We start from the raw sequence: 15,880 nt of genomic DNA on the forward strand, positions 1-15,880 counted from the left end.
GGGCCGGCGCGTCGGCGGCGGAGGCGGAGGACGCCCCGGCGGGCGGCGTGGCCGAGGTCGCGGTCGTGCCGGTGTCGTTCGTCATCGTCTCCCCTTCGAGGCGCCGACCCGGAGGGTGGGGCGGGCGCAGAGAGCGGCGGCGCGGGCGGAGCGCGCCGGTGCCCGGTCCTTCAGGGTACGCGGGCCGCACGGGCGGTCCCGGACGGCCGCACCCACCGTTTCCGCCGCCCAGCGCGGGATGGTGCGGTGCAAACGGGCCGCGTACCGGTACCACCGCCCGGGGTCGTCGGGCCGGGCGGGCCGGGCCGGCGTGCGAGGATGGTGCGGGGCAGCGTGGCCCTCGCCGGCGACCCCGGCGCGGTGCTGGTCAGCCCCCTGAGCATCAGTGCTGTCGACGCCATGAGGGAGCCTGTGATGGACGCCGTCTTCGCCGTACCCGAGCCGCGCAACGAATCGGTGCGCGGCTACGCGCCGGGCAGCCCGGAGCGCGTCAGCCTGAGTCGGCGCCTCGGCGAACTGGCCGCCGAGCGGTTGGACCTGACGATGACCGTCGAGGGTCGCCAGCGGATGGGCGGTGGCGAGCCGATCGAGGTGGTGCAGCCGCACCGACGGCGGCACGTGCTCGGGGTCACCCATAACGCGACCAACGCCGACGCGGCGGCGGCGGTGACGGCCGCCAAGGCCGCCGTCCCGCTATGGTCTGGTTTGTCCTACGAAGATCGTGCGGCCGTCTTCCTGCGCGCCGCCGACCTGCTCGCCGGCCCGTGGCGGGACACGCTCAACGCCGCCACCATGCTCGGCCAGTCCAAGACCGCGTACCAGGCGGAGATCGACGCGGCCTGCGAGCTGATCGACTTCCTGCGGTTCAACGTGGCGTTCGGCCGGCAGGTGCTGGCGGAGCAGCCACGCTCCTCGGAGGGGGTGTGGAACCGGTTCGACCACCGGCCGCTGGAGGGCTTCGTCTACGCGATCAGCCCGTTCAACTTCACCGCCATCGCCGCGAACCTGCCCTCCGCGCCCGCGCTGATGGGCAACACGGTGGTGTGGAAGCCGTCGCCGACGCAGCAGTTCGCGGCCCACTTCACGATGCGGCTGTTCGAGGCCGCGGGGCTGCCGCCCGGCGTGATCAACATGGTGACCGGCGACGGCCTGGCCGTCTCCGAGGTTGCCCTGAACGACCCCGACCTGGCCGGCATCCACTTCACCGGCTCCACCGCCACGTTCCACAAGCTGTGGGGCGCGGTGGGCGCGAACATCGGGCGGTACCGCTCGTACCCGCGGCTGGTCGGCGAGACCGGCGGCAAGGACTTCGTCATCGCCCACCCCAGCGCCGACGTCGACGCGCTGCACACCGCGCTCATCCGCGGCGCCTTCGAGTACCAGGGGCAGAAGTGCTCGGCGGCGTCCCGCGCGTACATCCCGCGCGGCATCTGGGAGGGCGGCCTGCGGGACCGGCTGGCGGCGACCGCCGACAGCCTCACCTACGGCGATGTGACCGACTTTCACAACTTCGGCGGCGCCGTGATCGACGGGCGGGCGTTCGCCAAGCACGCCGCCGTGCTGGACCGGGTGAAGAACGACGGGGCGTGCAAGGTGCTGGCCGGCGGCACGGCGGACGACTCGGAGGGCTGGTTCGTGCGCCCCACCGTGATCGAGTGCGCCGACCCGGGTCACGAGGTGTTCTGTGCCGAGTTCTTCGGCCCGATCCTCTCGGTGCGGGTGTACGACGACGGCGCGTTCGAGGAGACCGTGCGCCAGGCGGACGCCACCGCGCCGTACGGGCTCACCGGTTCGATCTTCGCCACGGACCGGGCGGCGATCGACTGGGCGACCGGGGCGCTGCGGTTCACGGCCGGCAACTTCTACATCAATGACAAGCCGACCGGCGCGGTCGTCGGCCAGCAGCCGTTCGGCGGTGCCCGGGCCAGCGGGACCAACGACAAGGCCGGCTCGTGGCACAACCTGCTCCGCTGGGTCTCGCCCCGCACGATCAAGGAGACGTTCGTGCCGGCAACGGAGCACACCTACCCGCACATGGCGTAAGGCCACCACCCGCGGCGCCACCACCCGTGCGCCGTCGCCGCGCGGCGCCGCCACGCGCGGCACCATCCGGGCGGCCACCCGCGGCGGCGGCGCCGCCGCGGGTCAGGCCGGCTGGACGGCGTCGATCCGGTCCAGGGCGAAGTTCCGTTCGTCCTCGCGCAGGTGGCACCATGCGGTCAGCAGGACCCCGGTCAGCTCCAGCGGCTCGATCACGCGCGCCGAGGGCCGACCGCCCGAGTCCGTGTATTCGATCTTGATGGGGGTGCCCTGCTCGATCGCCGTGGCCAGCAGCCGGCGCTGGGCCCGGGGCAGGTGACCGGCGTGCAGGTCGACCGCCTCCGCGATCGGGAACGGCTCGTCCTCCCGCTTCGCCGCGGCGGCCAGGGCGGCGGCGAAGCGCGGGGTGAGGTCGATGACGGTGGCACCGATCTCGAGGGTGTCCTCGGTGGGCCGGCGCGCGGCGGACAGGTGCTCCGGTGGCGCCGACAGCAACTCCTCGGCCAGCCGCCGGGCCGCCTCCGGCCCGCCGCCCCCGGGCGGCGGGTAGGCGGCGCGGCGTAGCTGCGAGGCGTGGCGGGGGAGCGGCGCCGTGCGGCGGGCGGGTTTCGCCCGGCGCACCGGGGCGCGCTCGATCAGCGGTGCTCCGTCCGCTCCCTCGCCGGCCGGCGGGTAGCCCGCCGCGCGCAGGGCGGCCAGGGTCTCGGCCGGCGGGCGGGCGCTGGCCAGCACCGTCGGGGCGAGCGCCGCCAGGTTCAGCCCGGCCAGCGCGCGGGCGCCCACCAGTTCGGCCAGCAGGGCCGGGTCCTGGGCACGCAGGACGCAGCCCACCGCGCGGACCCGGATCCGCCCGTGCTGCCGGGCCACGTCCGCGATCAGGTACTCCAGCGGTTGGGGCAGCGGCCGACCGGGTGCCGCCGCGCGCAGGTCGGCGAGCAGCTCGTCGGGGTGGCGGCCGGCGTCCAGCGCCCGGCGCACCGAGCCGGAGCTGAATCGCCAGGTGGACCCGCCGCCCCGGGACTCCCGGTCGGCGGCGGCGTCGAGCAGGGCGGCGAGTGGCGCGGTGGGCGCCCCCGGCACGACGGCGGTGAGGTCCGCCTGGAACAGCGCCTCGCCCACGGCCGCCGGCAGCAGGGCGACCGCCGCCTCCGCCAGCCCGGCACGGGCCGGCGCGGTGCGCCCGCGTGCCCGGTGCCGGGTGCCGGTCGGCTCCTCGCCCGGGTCGGGCGGCTCCGCGAGCAGCGCGCGGCCGAGGATGGTGAGGGCGCCGTGCGCCACAACGCCGAGCAGCACGGCCTCGTGCCAGGCGTCCACCACCAGCGGCGGCTGGGCCGGCTCGCCGAACTCGTCGTCCTCGCCGGTGATGAGCAGGGGCAGGCGCCAGCGCAGCGCGTCCGCCAGCCGCTCCGGTTCGGCGACGCCGCGGCCGGCCGGTACCCGGGCGACCGCGGCCAGCAGGTGCGGGCGCAGCTCGTACGCGGTGAGCCCGAGCTGGTCGCGGGTCAGGGCGGGGGCGTCGCCGCCGAAGCGGGCCCGGTCCGTGGTGGCCGCCGCGGGCAGCGCCAGCCAGGCGCGCAGCAGGGGCGGGAGCCGCTCGGCCGGCGGGGCGGCTGACCACTCGTCGTAGGCGGCGGTGGGCAGCAGTTTCGCCTCGGCGGTGCCGAGCAGGCCGGCGGCGTACGCCAGCTCCAGCCACAGGCGGACCCGGGGAATGTCGTCCCCGACGGCCCGGCCCAGCCGCTTGAGTTCCCGGCTGCCGACCCCGCCGGCCTTGAGCAGCGCGACCGGCGCCTGCGCGCACACGTCCAGCAGGGTGGTGACCTGCTGGACGGCGGCGGTGGCGGACGCGGCGCCGGCGAGGTCGACAGCGCCCGGGTCGGCGTCGCGTAGCGGGATCTCCGGCTCGGTGCCGGCGAACGGCGCGTGCCACCCGGGCCCCCGCAGTGCCCGCCCGGCCTCGCCGGCGAGCTGGGCGTACTGCCAGCCGTCGTAGACGATCAGCCCGTGCTCGACGCACCAGGCCAGCTCGGGCACCGACCGCACACCCGCGGGCGCCAGCAGCAGCGGGCCGTGCACGGCGAGCCGCTCGGCGAGGTCGCGGGCGCCGGGTGGCGCGGCGTCCAGGAGGGAGCGGACGAACGCGGCGTCGGCGAGCCGCTCGGCGATCGCCGCCAGGGCGTCGACGCGGCCGCGGGTGCGCACGCCGAGCTTGGCGGCGACGGCGCGTACCTGCGTCGCGGGTACCGCCTCCAGCAGTTGGCGGACCGGTCCGCCCAGGCCCAGCGGGTACTCGAAGGCGCCCCAGAGCGGGCCCGCCATGCGCAGCCGGCCGCCGTCCGGCCAGACCAGCGCCCGGTCGGCGAGCAGGTCCAGGGTGGCGGCCAGGTCGGGGTCGTCCGGTGCCCGGCCAGCGGTGGTGGCCACGGCGGCGAGCTCGACCGCCGGACCGCCGAGCGCCTGGATGATCTCGATCAGCTGGACCGCCGGCAGCGGCACCGTACGTAGCGCGGCGGACACGGCGGCGTGTTCCTGGAGCCGGGCGGACAGCTCGGGCAGCGTGCCGACCGGCCGGGGCGCCAGCGCCTCTGGGCGGTGCGCCAGCACCCGGGCGAGCCGGTCCGCGTCGAGGCCGGCCAGCCAGCGGGTGAACGGCGATGGCGGCACGGGCGCTTCCCTTTCCGATGCTCGGCGGTAGCGTGCGTGGGTGACCGAGGAGACCCTTCGCGACAGTACCGCCCGGCCCGACACCCCGGACGCCGGTGCCCAGCCGAGACCCGCCGCCGATCCCGGCCCCCGCTTCGGGGAGCAGGGTGGGCGGCTGACCTACGGCACCTACCTGCGCCTGGCCGAACTGCTCGACCAGCAGGTGCCCGAGTCCGCGCCGCCGGCGCACGACGAGTTGCTGTTCATCACCATCCACCAGGTCTATGAGCTGTGGTTCAAGCTGCTGCTCGCCGAGCTGACCGACGCCCGGGACCGGCTGCTGGCCGGCGAGACGTACCTGCCCCGGGTGCGCCTGGAGCGCTGCCTGACGGTGGAGCGCGTGCTGGTCCAGCAGGTGGACGTGATCGACACGATGACCCCGCAGGACTTCGTCGCCTTCCGCGCCAAGCTGGCGCCGGCCTCCGGCTTCCAGTCCAGCCAGTTCCGTGAGATAGAGTTCCTTTCCGGGTTGAAGGACCCGGGGTACCTGGCCCGGTTCCGGGGGATTTCCGAGGGCGAGCGGCGCCGGCTGGATGCCCGGCTGGCGGAGCCGAGCCTCTGGGACGGCTTCCTCGCGGTCCTGGCCAAGGCGGGCTTCGCGGTGGAGACGGCGGAGCAGCGGTTCGCCGCGTATGCCCGGATCGCCGGGGACCGGGAGCGCTTCGGTCCCCTGTGGGACCTGGCGGAGGCGCTCGTCGCGCACGACCAGGGGTTCGCCCTGTGGCGGGCGCGGCACGTGCTGATGGCCGAGCGGCAGATCGGCACCAAGCCGGGTACCGGCGGCTCGGCCGGCGGCGCGTACCTGCGCTCGCGCGTGGAGACCCGCTTCTACCCCGAACTTTGGGAGCTGCGCAGCCGTCTCTGACCCGGGCCGCCGGGCGGCTCGGACCGCCCGGCCGCGAGGTCGGGCGGAACGGGCGGCTGCCCGGCCCGCCGCCCCCGGCGGCCACCCCCGAACCGTCGGCCCCACCGTTCACTGAGGAACCGGCCGGGTTCCGCGGGGTCGGCGTCCGTCCGAGGGGGACGCCCGCCGCGGTGGAGCCGCAAGGCCGCTGTGGCCAGTGGTGCCGTCGCCGCCGGCGCGGCTGTGATCACCGCCCCTTCCGCCGGCCCCGACCGCGAGGCCGACCGGTCGGGACGGTAGTAAGGAGAGGGACGATCGCGACACGCCGATGAAGATCACAAAGGTGCGGCCGGGGCTGCCCCCTCCGCCCCCGGTACCGGTGGTTTCCCCGGTGTGGGGGACACGATGCCACCCCTGCCGGCAATACCGGCTGACGTGCGATAACGTACAAAAAGCTCAAAGACCCCGAGTGGGTCCGTGGCCGGGTGCTCGTCCTCACCTGACTGTCCTCCTCCGACAGTGCACAGTGGATGCGTATCCGTCGAAATCCTGGACGACGTGGCAACAAAGTGGCAGCGTAGAGGGCATGGCGGAATCCGGAGTGAACCCAACCGCGGCGGCCCTGCTCGGCCTGCTGCACGACGGCGCGATGACCGGCGGTCAGCTGATGGCGGCCGCGGAGAAGCGGCTCGGGCCGTACTGGTCGATGACAAGGAGCCAGGTCTACCGCGAGCTGCCCGCGCTCGCCGAGCAGGGCTACGTGAAGCTGGGCAAGCCCGGCCCGCGCTCCAGCCAGCCCTACTCGATCACGGCGGCGGGCAAGCGGGCGTTCGTCCGCTGGCTGACCGAGCCCCCGGGCCGGGACGCCATCCGCAACCCGGTCGCGCTGCGCGTCGCGTTCGGCGCCCAGCACTCCGGCAACCAGCTCAAGGACCTGTACACCACGGCGAACGAGTACCACACCGCGGCGCTGGCGCACGCCCGCGAACAGTCCCGGGAGGCCAAGAAGGCCGGCGACGAGTTCGGCGCCGCCGCCCTGGATTTCGCCGTGGCCTACCACCGCGCCGCGCTGAGCTGGCTCAAGTCCGGGCCGACCGGCTGAGCGTTGCGGGCCGGCCGGCGGCCGATCCGGCCGCCGGCCGACTACGCTTGTCTGCCGTGACCGCTGCCGACTACGCCGACCAGCTCAAGGCCCTCGATTCCACCCTGCGCACCATCGAGGGCGTCCTCGACGTGGACAAGCTGCGCCGGGAGAAGGCGGAGCTGGAGCGCACCGCCTCCGCACCGGACCTGTGGGACGACCAGGCCCGCGCCCAGGAGGTGACCTCCAAGCTGTCCTACGTCGGCGGCGAGCTGACCCGGATCGAGCGGCTGCGGTCCCGGCTGGACGACGCGCACGTGCTGCTGGAACTGGCCGAGGCGGAGGACGACCCGGGCTCGCTGGCCGAGGTCGGCACCGAGGTCGGGTCGCTGACCAAGGCGGTCGACGAGCTCGAGGTGCGCACGCTGCTGTCCGGGGAGTACGACGCCCGGGAGGCGGTCGTGGCGATCCGGGCCGGCGCCGGCGGCGTGGACGCGGCGGACTTCGCCGAGATGCTGCTGCGGATGTACCTGCGCTGGGCCGAGCGGCACGGCTACCCGACCGAGGTCTACGACACCTCGTACGCGGAGGAGGCCGGGCTGAAGTCGGCCACGTTCGTGGTCAAGCACCCGTACGCCTACGGGACGCTGAGCGTGGAGTCCGGCACCCACCGGCTGGTGCGGATCAGCCCGTTCGACAACCAGGGTCGCCGGCAGACCAGCTTCGCGGGCGTCGAGGTGATGCCGGTCGTCGAGCAGACCGACCACATCGACATCCCCGAGAACGAGATCCGGGTGGACGTCTACCGTTCGTCCGGCCCCGGTGGACAGAGCGTGAACACCACGGACTCCGCCGTCCGGCTCACCCACGTCCCCACCGGCATCGTGGTGACCTGCCAGAACGAGAAGTCCCAGCTGCAGAACAAGGCGTCCGCGATGCGGGTGTTGCAGGCGCGCCTGCTGGAGCGCAAGCGGCAGGAGGAGCAGGCGAAGATGGAGGGGCTGAAGACCGACGCGGCCGGTTCCTGGGGCGACCAGATGCGCTCGTACGTCCTGCACCCGTACCAGATGGTGAAGGATCTGCGGACCGAGTACGAGACGGGCAATCCGAACGCGATTTTCGACGGGGAGCTGGACGGCTTCATCGAGGCCGGCATCCGGTGGCGCAAGCGGAGCCAGCGCGAAGCGTAGCCGCTGGGGTTGTCCTCGGGCTGGCCGCTCGACGCGACCGCCCAGCCCGCTACGATCTCGATGCCCTCTCCGGCTTGGCCTTTTCGTTACAGCGCGTAGACTCTGCTCCCGTGATTCAGCTTGAGCATGTGACGAAGACGTACCCCAAGGCGTCGCGCCCCTCGCTCGACGACGTGTCGGTCGGGATCGAGAAGGGGGAGTTCGTCTTCTTCATCGGCCCCTCCGGCTCCGGCAAGTCCACCTTTGTCAAGCTGCTGCTGCACGAGGTCACCCCGACCCGGGGCAAGGTCATCGTGAACCAGCGCGACGTGACCTCGATGCGCTCCTGGAAGATTCCCTCCTTCCGGCGCTCGATCGGCTGCGTCTTCCAGGACTTCCGCCTGCTGCCGAACCGGACCGCGTATGAGAACGTGGCGTTCGCGCTTGAGGTGATCGGCAAGTCCAAGGCGGTCGCCCGCCGCGTGGTTCCCGAGGTGCTCGAGTTGGTCGGCCTCGGCGGCAAGGAGCACCGGTACCCGAACGAGCTGTCCGGTGGCGAGCAGCAGCGCGTCGCCGTGGCCCGGGCGTTCGTGAACCGGCCGCTGATCCTGCTCGCCGACGAGCCCACCGGCAACCTGGACCCGGACACGTCGATCGAGATCATGCGGCTGCTGGACCGGATCAACCGGACCGGGACGACCGTGGTGATGGTGACGCACGATTCGAACATCGTGAACCAAATGCGCCGCCGCGTCGTAGAGATCGACAGCGGTCGGATCGTCCGCGACCAGCCGCGCGGCGTGTACGGCTGAGTTCCGCCCCTGACCTCCCCCGACTGGCTTCAGTAATCCGGAAGGTAACCCCCGATGCGTTTCAGGTACGTCCTGTCCGAGGTCCTGGTCGGGCTGTGGCGGAACGTCACGATGACCGTCGCCATGATCATCACCATGGCCGTGTCGCTGACCATGCTGGGCGCGAGCTTCGTGTTGTACCGGCAGGTCGATCAGATGAAGACCTGGTACTACGACCGGATCGAGGTCTCGATCTTCCTCAGCAAGGACATCACCGACGCGCAGCGGCAGAACATCGACGCCTCTCTCACCGGCGACGAGCTCGTGCGCAGCGTCGAGTACGAGAACAAGGAGCAGGCGTACACCAAGTTCAGGGAGCTCTACGCGGACGCGCCGGACCTGCTCAGCGCCGTCAAGCCGGACCAGCTTCCGGAGTCGTTCCGGGTCAAGCTGAAGGACCCGCAGCAGTACCAACTGGTGTTCGACAAGTACAAGAACACCGAGGGCATCGACGACATCGTCGACCAGCGGAAACTGCTCAACAAGATCTTCGATATCCTCGGCGCGATCCAGACGATGGCCCTGGTCGCCGCGTCCATCATGGCGGTCGCCGCGCTCATGCTGGTGGGTAACACGATCCAGGTGGCCGCGTACAGCAAACGCCGCGAGGTCGCGGTGATGAAGCTGGTCGGTGCGTCGAACTGGTTCATCCAGTCACCGTTCGTGCTGGAGGCGGTGGTCGCCGGCGTGGTCGGTGCGGTTCTGGCGTTCGTCGGTCTCGTGCTGTCCAAATGGTTGCTCATCGACGGCTCGCTACAGACGTTGAACCAGCTGCTCACCCCGGTGCACTGGAGCACGATCTTCGCCACGCTGCCGCTGATGGCCGCCGCCGGCGCCCTGATCAGTGCCGTCACCGCCTGGGTCACGCTGCGCTTCTACATCCGCGTCTAGCTTCCGGCGGAGCGACAAGGTTCCGGGCGCCACTCCTGGGTCAGGAGTGGCGCCCGTGTCGTATGCGACTTGCGTGGCGATTTTTGCTAATCATGAGGCTATGAGGCGAGTCGCGAGTAGTGTCGTGGTAGTGAAACGCACCCGAGTGCTCGTCTCGTCCGTTGCGGTCACGGCTGTCCTGCTGACCGGCGCCGCCGACCCCGGCCGCGCCGACCCGCGCGACGACAAGAAGCGGATCGACGCCGAGGTGGCCCGGACCGCCTCGCTGCTGGAGGGGGCGACCGAGCGCGCCCGGGTGGCGGCGCAGCGGTACGCCGCGGCGAACGCCGCGCTGCCCGCGGCGCGGGAGGCGGTCGCCGAGGCGCGTGGCCGCGTCGCCGCCGCGAAGGTCCGGGTCACCTCCACCCGCCGGGCCGCCGACCAGGCGCGCGAGGCCGCCCGCGCCGCCGTCGAGCGGTACGAGCGGTCGGCGCAGCGGGTCGTCGAGGCGCAGGAGCAAGCCGGCTCGTTCGTCTCCGCTCAGTACAAGGGCAGCGCCCTGGCCTCCATGAACATGCTGCTGGCCGCCCGCGACCTGACCGACGCGGCCGACCGGTACGGCTACTTCGACCGGGTCATGGAGTTGCAGCGTGAGTCGATCCGGCGGCTGTCGGCCACCCGGCGCACCGCCAAGGACGACCAGAACACCGCCGAGACCGCCCGCCGCGCCGCCGAGCAGGCCGAGCGGGCCGCCGGGGACGCGCTCGCCGGCGCGCGGGCTGCCGAGCGGGCGGCGGCATCCGCCGCGGCCGAGGCCACCCGCCTGGCCACCGAACGGAAGAACGCCCTCGCCGTCGCGAACTCGGAGCGGGCTGCCGTGCTCGCCCGGTACCGGGCGGCGAAGGCGGAGGAGTCGCGGATCAAGGCGCAGCTTCGGGCCTGGGAGGCGCGCAACAACTCCGGCGGGGCCGGCGCACCCACGATCCGCCCCGGCGCCCGGTTGCTGATGCCGGTCCAAGGCTGGAAGAGCAGCGACTTCGGGCACCGCTTCGACCCGTACTACAAGGTGTGGCAGTTGCACGCGGGCGTGGACATCGCCGCGCCGGGCGGGACGCCGATCCGGGCCGCCGCGGCGGGCCGGGTGATCCGCGCCGGCTGGAACGGCGGGTACGGCAACTACACCTGCCTCAGCCACGGCCGGTACCAGGGCAAGAGCCTCACCACCTGCTACGCGCACCAGTCCCGCATCCTCGTCTCGGCGGGGCAGCAGGTCCGGGCGGGGCAGGTCATCGGCCGGGTGGGCACCACCGGCGCCTCCACCGGATACCACCTGCACTTCGAGGTACGCCGCGACGGCACCCCGGTCCAGCCGCTGACCTGGCTGCCCGCCTGCCTGTGCTAGCGGACGGTTAGTCGATCGCCGATGGCACCCCCGCCCGGGTAGCATTGGTCGGCTGTCCGGTGGGGTTTCGAAGGGGTGAGTCTGGTGCCGCGCGAAAAGGGGCGCAAGCTCGTGGCGTCCAACCGCAAGGCGCACCACGACTACGCGATCCTCGACACGTTCGAGGCCGGCATGGCGCTGACCGGTACCGAGGTCAAGTCGCTGCGCGCCGGCCGCGCCTCGCTGGTGGACGCGTTCGCGGAGGTCCGCCACGGTGAGGTGTACCTGCTGGGCATGCACATCCCGGAGTACACCCAGGGCACCTGGACCAACCACGAGCCCCGGCGGGTTCGCAAGCTGCTGCTCAAGCGCGGCGAGATCGACCGGCTGATGGGCAAGGTGCGGGAGAGCGGGCTCACGCTGGTCCCACTGTCGGTGTACTTCTCGGACGGCTGGGCGAAGGTGGAGCTGGGGCTGGCCCGGGGTAAGCGGGCCTACGACAAGCGCCAGGATCTGGCCAAGCGGGACGCGGACCGGGAGATCGCGCGGGCCGTGGGCCGCCGCCACAAGGGCATGGACTGACCGGTGCGGGTGCGGGCCAGGTTACGGTGTCATCTGCCGCTCGCTGAGCGGCGCTGGAGCCGGGTGGCGCGGCGATGACCGGTATTGGGAATGACGGGCGCCCCGGCGGGCGTTAGGCTGGTACGGGTCCGCGGCACAGAGATCCACGGCATAGAGGTCCGCGGGCACTACGAGGGGGTGACTGGTTTCGACTTCGTACGTTGCGGCAGGGGAAGCGAGCCGAGGAAGCCGACGTCGTCTCGATAATCGTCGTCGGAAACCAATAAGCGCCAAGCAGAATCGCGCTGCTTACGCTCTCGCCGCCTGAGGCGAGTAGCGTAGCTGTCGGTCTGGGATCGCCTTCGGCCCAGTAACCGGCATCAGCTAGAAGGCTGGCCAACCGAGTCCTGTCGCGGGGCTCGAGCGGCGAGATCAATCGCGACTGGGCCCGTCTCACCGACTCGCTCGTGTGATCGGTGGGGCCGAGTAAGGACACAGCGAGCTGCGCTCGGAGAAGCCCTGACAAGGCGGCGAAGGACCCGGGTTCGATTCCCGGCACCTCCACCTCGCATCGAGGGCCCGGTCACTGGCCGGGCCCTCGATGCGTCTGTCTCTGCCGTGCCTCTGTCGCTTCTGCCGGTGCCGGTGGCAGGCGCCCCAGTTCGTCGTACGTGCGGGGACGCTCCTCGACCAGCTTGCGGGCCAGCGTCCGCCTGCTCACCACCACGCCCACGCCCGGGAAGGTACGCGTACCCACCGACAAATCCGATGTGCCATTTCCTTGGACAGCACCCCGTACCACACCCCACCATCGGAGGGGAGGAGGGGCCCAGTCGCGAACGTGGGAGGTGCGACATGGCGACCCGACACCCGATGATGGCGCCCGATCCGGCGGTGGCTCCCGGACCGGCGCCGACCCATCCGACCGCGGCCCGGTGGCACCGGGCCGCGCTGGTCCCCACGATCGACTCGTTCGAGCGGGCACTGGTCGAGCCGGGGCCGCCGGAGGCGCTGCCCGGCCGGTTGACCACCGCGGTGCACGCCCTGCGCAGCTCGTTCGCCGATCACGTGGGGGCCACCGAGGGGCCGGACGGCCTGTACGCCGAGCTGCTCGACCAGGCGCCCCGGCTGGCGCCGGGGGTCACCGTGCTGGTCCGCGACCACGCCCGGGTCGCGGCGGCGATCGACGCGTTGGCGGGCCGGCTGGACGCGCCCGACACGGACCCGGACGAGTTGCGGCGGCGCTCGGGGCGGCTGCTGCGGTGGCTGTGCCGGCACCGACAGCGCGGCGCCGACCTGGTGTACGAGGCGTACGACACCGACCTCGGCGGAGAAACCTGACGGCGGCGGGAACCGGCGGGGGTGGGCGCACCGTCCGAGCGGTTATGCGACGCTTGTTCGCCCCGATCGGGGCCACCGTGCTCGTGTTGCTGGCCGCCGCGTGCGCGGGTGAGTACGACGGCCCCCATGCTGTCCCGCCCACGGCGGGGGCCGAGGCGCTGTTCGGGATGCGGGCCGCCCAGCTTGCCGAGGGGTGGCGCGCGGCCCCCGGAGCGGCCCGCTGGCGCACCGGCTTCGTGCCGTTGCAGGACCTCACGGTCGTCTCCGGAGACGCGGGCTTCACCGACGAGACCAAGCAGGCGTTCATGGCGGGCTGGTACCGCAGCGAAGCCCCGCTCCCGGGCAACGGCGGCGGGCACGGCGCGATCGTGTTCGCCGACGGTCAACGGATGGAGGTGCCGCTGGTCGGCGCCGCCGAGGCGTACGGCGTGCTGGACCAGGGCGACCCGCCGCCGTGCCACCCCACAGCCGGCTCGCCGCCACCGGCCGGGGCCGGCCCGGACGGGACGACCAGCACCACCTCGCCGCAGGTCTGCACCGCGCTGACGGTCACCGGCGTCCGGCTGGGTACCGTGCCGCTGCGCACCAGCCGCGGCGAGGCCACCGTCCCCGCGTACCTGTTCACCGTCCGCGAGCTCAAGGCGCCGGTCGCACGGGTCGCGGTCGCCCCCTCCGCCATCGCCGAGGCGCCGGCCGCGTCCATGCCTGCCGAGCAGTCGCCATCGTGGCTCAGGTCCGCCTCGGGCCTGAGCCACATCGACGGCGCCACGCTGGAGTACCTGCTGGGCCTCGGCGCCTGCGACGTGGACGTGAAGCCCCTGTTCGTCGAGTACGACGACGCGGTCGTGGTCGGCGGCACGGCCCGCACCGAGGGCGACGTGTGCACCGACCAGCTGGTGATCAAGACGGTGACCGTGACGCTCGCGAAGCCGCTCGGCGACCGGGTGGTCCTCGACGCGGGCACCGGCCAGCCGCTGTCGCTGACCCCGGCGCTGTCTGCCCAGCGGGGATTGCCGCCGACCAACCCGCCTACGGCAGATTGATCGGCAGCTTCAGGCCGTCCAGCGCGTGCACGCAGGGGCACTCCCGCTCCGCCGGGAGCGCCCCGAGCGCGGTCAACAGCAGCTCCCGCATGATCGTCGTGTGCTCGGCGAACACCCGGAACACCTCGTCCTGGGTCACGCCGGAGCCGCCCTCGACCCCCGCGTCCAGGTCGGTGACCAGCGCGATGGACGTGTAGCAGAGCGCCAGCTCCCGGGCCAGCACCGCCTCCGGGTGCCCGGTCATGTTGATCACCGTTCCGCCCGCCGCCGCGAACCAGCGGGACTCCGCCCGGGTCGAGAAGCGCGGCCCCTCGACGACCACCATCGTCCCGCCGTCCGTGACCCGGAGGTTCTGCCGGGCCGCCGTCGCCAGCACCGTCCGCCGCCCCGCCGGGCAGTACGGGTCCGCGAACGGCACGTGCACGGCGTCCACGTCGTAGTACGTCTGCTGCCGGCCGCTGGTCCGGTCGATGAGTTGGTCCGGGACCACGAACGCCCCGGGGTTCAGCTCCGGGCGCAGCCCGCCGACCGCGCACGGCGCCAGGATCTGCCGAACGCCCAAAGAGCGCAACGCCCACAGGTTCGCCCGGTACGGAATCTTGTGCGGCGGAAAGCGATGATCCCGCCCGTGCCGGGGCAGGAACGCGACCCGTCGCCCGGCCACCTCCGCCACCGTCACCGGGTCCGACGGCTCCCCGTACGGGGTCGCCACGCGGTACTCGCCACTCTGCTCCAGCAGCGAGTAGAGCCCGCTGCCCCCGATTACACCGATCTCGGCCCGCTGCTCGTCCACACGTCCATCTTTGGGACCGCGGTGCGCCCGGGCAAGCGGTCGGATTCGCGTCAGATCGATGCGGCGCGCCGGATGGCGCCCGGTGCGGACCCTAAACATCGACTCGCGGGCAGGGTACGGTTCCTCCATGGTTCTGGATGGGCGTCCGGTGGCGCGCGACAGCGTGTGCCGCGCGGACGCGCCACACGAGTAGCGGGTCGTGGTGTACGGCGAGCCGCGGCGAACCGGGGGGCGATCGATGGAGTCGATGACCGGTCAACTGCTGGTCGCGACTCCGGCCCTCAAAGATCCGAACTTTGATCGCACGGTCGTGCTGCTCGTCGCCCACGAGCCCGGCGGCGCGCTCGGCGTGGTGCTCAACCGCGCCACCGAGGTCCCGGTCGCCGAGGTGCTGGGCAACTGGGGCAAACTCGCCCGCGACCCCGCCGTGTTGTTCGAGGGCGGCCCGGTGCAGCCCGAGTCCGCCATCTGCCTGGCCCGCATGCGCTCCGGCGCCAACACCGGCGCCATCAGCGGCTTCCACCGCGTCACCGGACTGGTCGGCACCGTGGACCTCTCCGCCGACCCGGAGGAGTTGAAGGAGAGCGTGGAGGGCATCCGCGTGTTCGCCGGCTACTCCGGCTGGTCCTCCGGCCAACTGGAGGAGGAGATCTCCAGCGGCTCCTGGTTCGTCTTCGACGGCCTCCCCGGCGACGCGTTCGTCCCCCGCCCCGACGACCTGTGGCCCATGGTCCTGCGCCGGCAGGGCGGCATCATGGCCGCGGTCGCCCACTTCCCGCCGGATCCCGCGCTGAACTGATCCGACGCGCCACCCTGCGAGGTGACCGCAGTCGAAGCGGTGTGTACTATTGCGCGGGTGCCCGGGAAGCCGGGCAGTGCAAGGGGCCGTGGCGCAGCTGGTAGCGCACCACACTGGCAGTGTGGGGGTCAGGGGTTCGAGTCCCCTCGGCTCCACCGTGGGTCTACGCTCGCGAACCGCGTGTGAGCTGGATAGAGTCGCCCCGGCCGGGCTTCCGGTCGGGGCGATTTCGTCGTCCGGGGTGCTGATGCTGCTCACAGCGTGCGCGATGTTGATCCGGAACGTCGGGGTGGCGGTCGCGGTGGCCGTGTTGAGTTCGATCTTGTCGAGAACGATGTCGCAGAGGGCCTTGCGCTGGGCAACCTGACCCATCGTAATGATCTTAGTGAGCGTCCGGGAACCTT

Annotated in this window: 14 protein-coding genes, 1 tRNA gene and 1 other RNA gene; 13 read left to right on the plus strand and 3 right to left on the minus strand. The window is 72.6% G+C overall.

Annotation, left to right across the window (positions count from 1 at the left end; translation table 11 throughout):
* The first annotated feature begins 414 nt into the window (after positions 1-414).
* Positions 415-2,043: an L-glutamate gamma-semialdehyde dehydrogenase gene (pruA, locus tag KJS59_RS15750; protein ID WP_213453634.1), complete on the plus strand. Its 1,629-nt coding sequence runs from the start codon at positions 415-417 to the stop codon at positions 2,041-2,043.
* A gap of 102 nt (positions 2,044-2,145) precedes the next feature.
* Here the strand turns inward: pruA and KJS59_RS15755 are convergent, their stop codons facing one another.
* Entirely contained in the window at positions 2,146-4,704 is a 2,559-nt protein-coding gene (locus KJS59_RS15755; RefSeq protein ID WP_213453635.1) for a WYL domain-containing protein, read from the minus strand.
* 40 nt (positions 4,705-4,744) lie between these two features.
* On the opposite strand from KJS59_RS15755, the gene KJS59_RS15760 reads away from it, so the two are divergent.
* The 8 genes from KJS59_RS15760 (at position 4,745) to ssrA (ending at position 12,067) form a co-directional block, all read left to right on the plus strand.
* Positions 4,745-5,608, plus strand: coding sequence for a tryptophan 2,3-dioxygenase (locus KJS59_RS15760; RefSeq protein WP_213453636.1), 864 nt, complete (start codon positions 4,745-4,747; stop codon positions 5,606-5,608).
* A gap of 565 nt (positions 5,609-6,173) precedes the next feature.
* Positions 6,174-6,689: a PadR family transcriptional regulator gene (locus KJS59_RS15765; RefSeq protein WP_213453637.1), complete on the plus strand. Its 516-nt coding sequence runs from the start codon at positions 6,174-6,176 to the stop codon at positions 6,687-6,689.
* A 56-nt stretch (positions 6,690-6,745) separates the two neighbouring features.
* Positions 6,746-7,858, plus strand: a complete 1,113-nt coding sequence (gene prfB / locus KJS59_RS15770; protein WP_213453638.1) for a peptide chain release factor 2 — start codon at positions 6,746-6,748, stop codon at positions 7,856-7,858.
* A 110-nt stretch (positions 7,859-7,968) separates the two neighbouring features.
* Positions 7,969-8,649, plus strand: a complete 681-nt coding sequence (ftsE, locus tag KJS59_RS15775) for a cell division ATP-binding protein FtsE (RefSeq protein ID WP_213453639.1) — start codon at positions 7,969-7,971, stop codon at positions 8,647-8,649.
* A 54-nt stretch (positions 8,650-8,703) separates the two neighbouring features.
* Complete coding sequence (ftsX, locus tag KJS59_RS15780) at positions 8,704-9,579, plus strand: permease-like cell division protein FtsX (protein ID WP_213453640.1); 876 nt, start codon at positions 8,704-8,706, stop codon at positions 9,577-9,579.
* A gap of 130 nt (positions 9,580-9,709) precedes the next feature.
* On the plus strand, positions 9,710-10,960 hold the full coding sequence (locus tag KJS59_RS15785; RefSeq protein WP_249714259.1) for a M23 family metallopeptidase: 1,251 nt from the start codon (positions 9,710-9,712) through the stop codon (positions 10,958-10,960).
* 84 nt (positions 10,961-11,044) lie between these two features.
* Complete coding sequence (gene smpB, locus KJS59_RS15790; RefSeq protein ID WP_213453642.1) at positions 11,045-11,521, plus strand: SsrA-binding protein SmpB; 477 nt, start codon at positions 11,045-11,047, stop codon at positions 11,519-11,521.
* Positions 11,522-11,694: 173 nt separating this feature from the next.
* Positions 11,695-12,067, plus strand: a transfer-messenger RNA (tmRNA) gene (ssrA, locus tag KJS59_RS15795).
* A 16-nt stretch (positions 12,068-12,083) separates the two neighbouring features.
* Here ssrA and KJS59_RS15800 read toward each other — a convergent pair.
* The gene (locus tag KJS59_RS15800) at positions 12,084-12,257 is read right to left on the minus strand and encodes a hypothetical protein (protein WP_213453643.1); all 174 of its coding nucleotides are present in this window, start codon (positions 12,255-12,257) and stop codon (positions 12,084-12,086) included.
* Between the two features lie 98 nt (positions 12,258-12,355).
* Between KJS59_RS15800 and KJS59_RS15805 the strand changes: the two genes are divergently transcribed.
* Both KJS59_RS15805 and KJS59_RS15810 read left to right on the plus strand, forming a co-directional pair.
* Positions 12,356-12,841 (plus strand): hemerythrin domain-containing protein, encoded by a 486-nt coding sequence (locus KJS59_RS15805; protein ID WP_213453644.1) that lies wholly within the window; start codon positions 12,356-12,358, stop codon positions 12,839-12,841.
* A gap of 44 nt (positions 12,842-12,885) precedes the next feature.
* Positions 12,886-13,884, plus strand: a complete 999-nt coding sequence (locus KJS59_RS15810; RefSeq protein ID WP_213453645.1) for a hypothetical protein — start codon at positions 12,886-12,888, stop codon at positions 13,882-13,884.
* On the opposite strand, the gene KJS59_RS15815 is transcribed toward KJS59_RS15810, so the two are convergent.
* Positions 13,871-14,677 (minus strand): S-methyl-5'-thioadenosine phosphorylase, encoded by an 807-nt coding sequence (locus tag KJS59_RS15815; protein WP_249714261.1) that lies wholly within the window; start codon positions 14,675-14,677, stop codon positions 13,871-13,873. The genes KJS59_RS15810 and KJS59_RS15815 overlap by 14 nt on opposite strands.
* A gap of 238 nt (positions 14,678-14,915) precedes the next feature.
* Here KJS59_RS15815 and KJS59_RS15820 point away from each other — a divergent pair, with 238 nt between their 5' ends.
* Entirely contained in the window at positions 14,916-15,476 is a 561-nt protein-coding gene (locus KJS59_RS15820) for a YqgE/AlgH family protein (RefSeq protein ID WP_213453647.1), read from the plus strand.
* Positions 15,477-15,558: 82 nt separating this feature from the next.
* A tRNA-Ala gene (locus KJS59_RS15825) sits at positions 15,559-15,631 on the plus strand.
* The last annotated feature ends 249 nt before the right edge of the window (positions 15,632-15,880 follow it).

The organism is Rhizomonospora bruguierae, assembly GCF_018397995.1.
Taxonomy (GTDB): domain Bacteria; phylum Actinomycetota; class Actinomycetes; order Mycobacteriales; family Micromonosporaceae; genus Rhizomonospora; species Rhizomonospora bruguierae.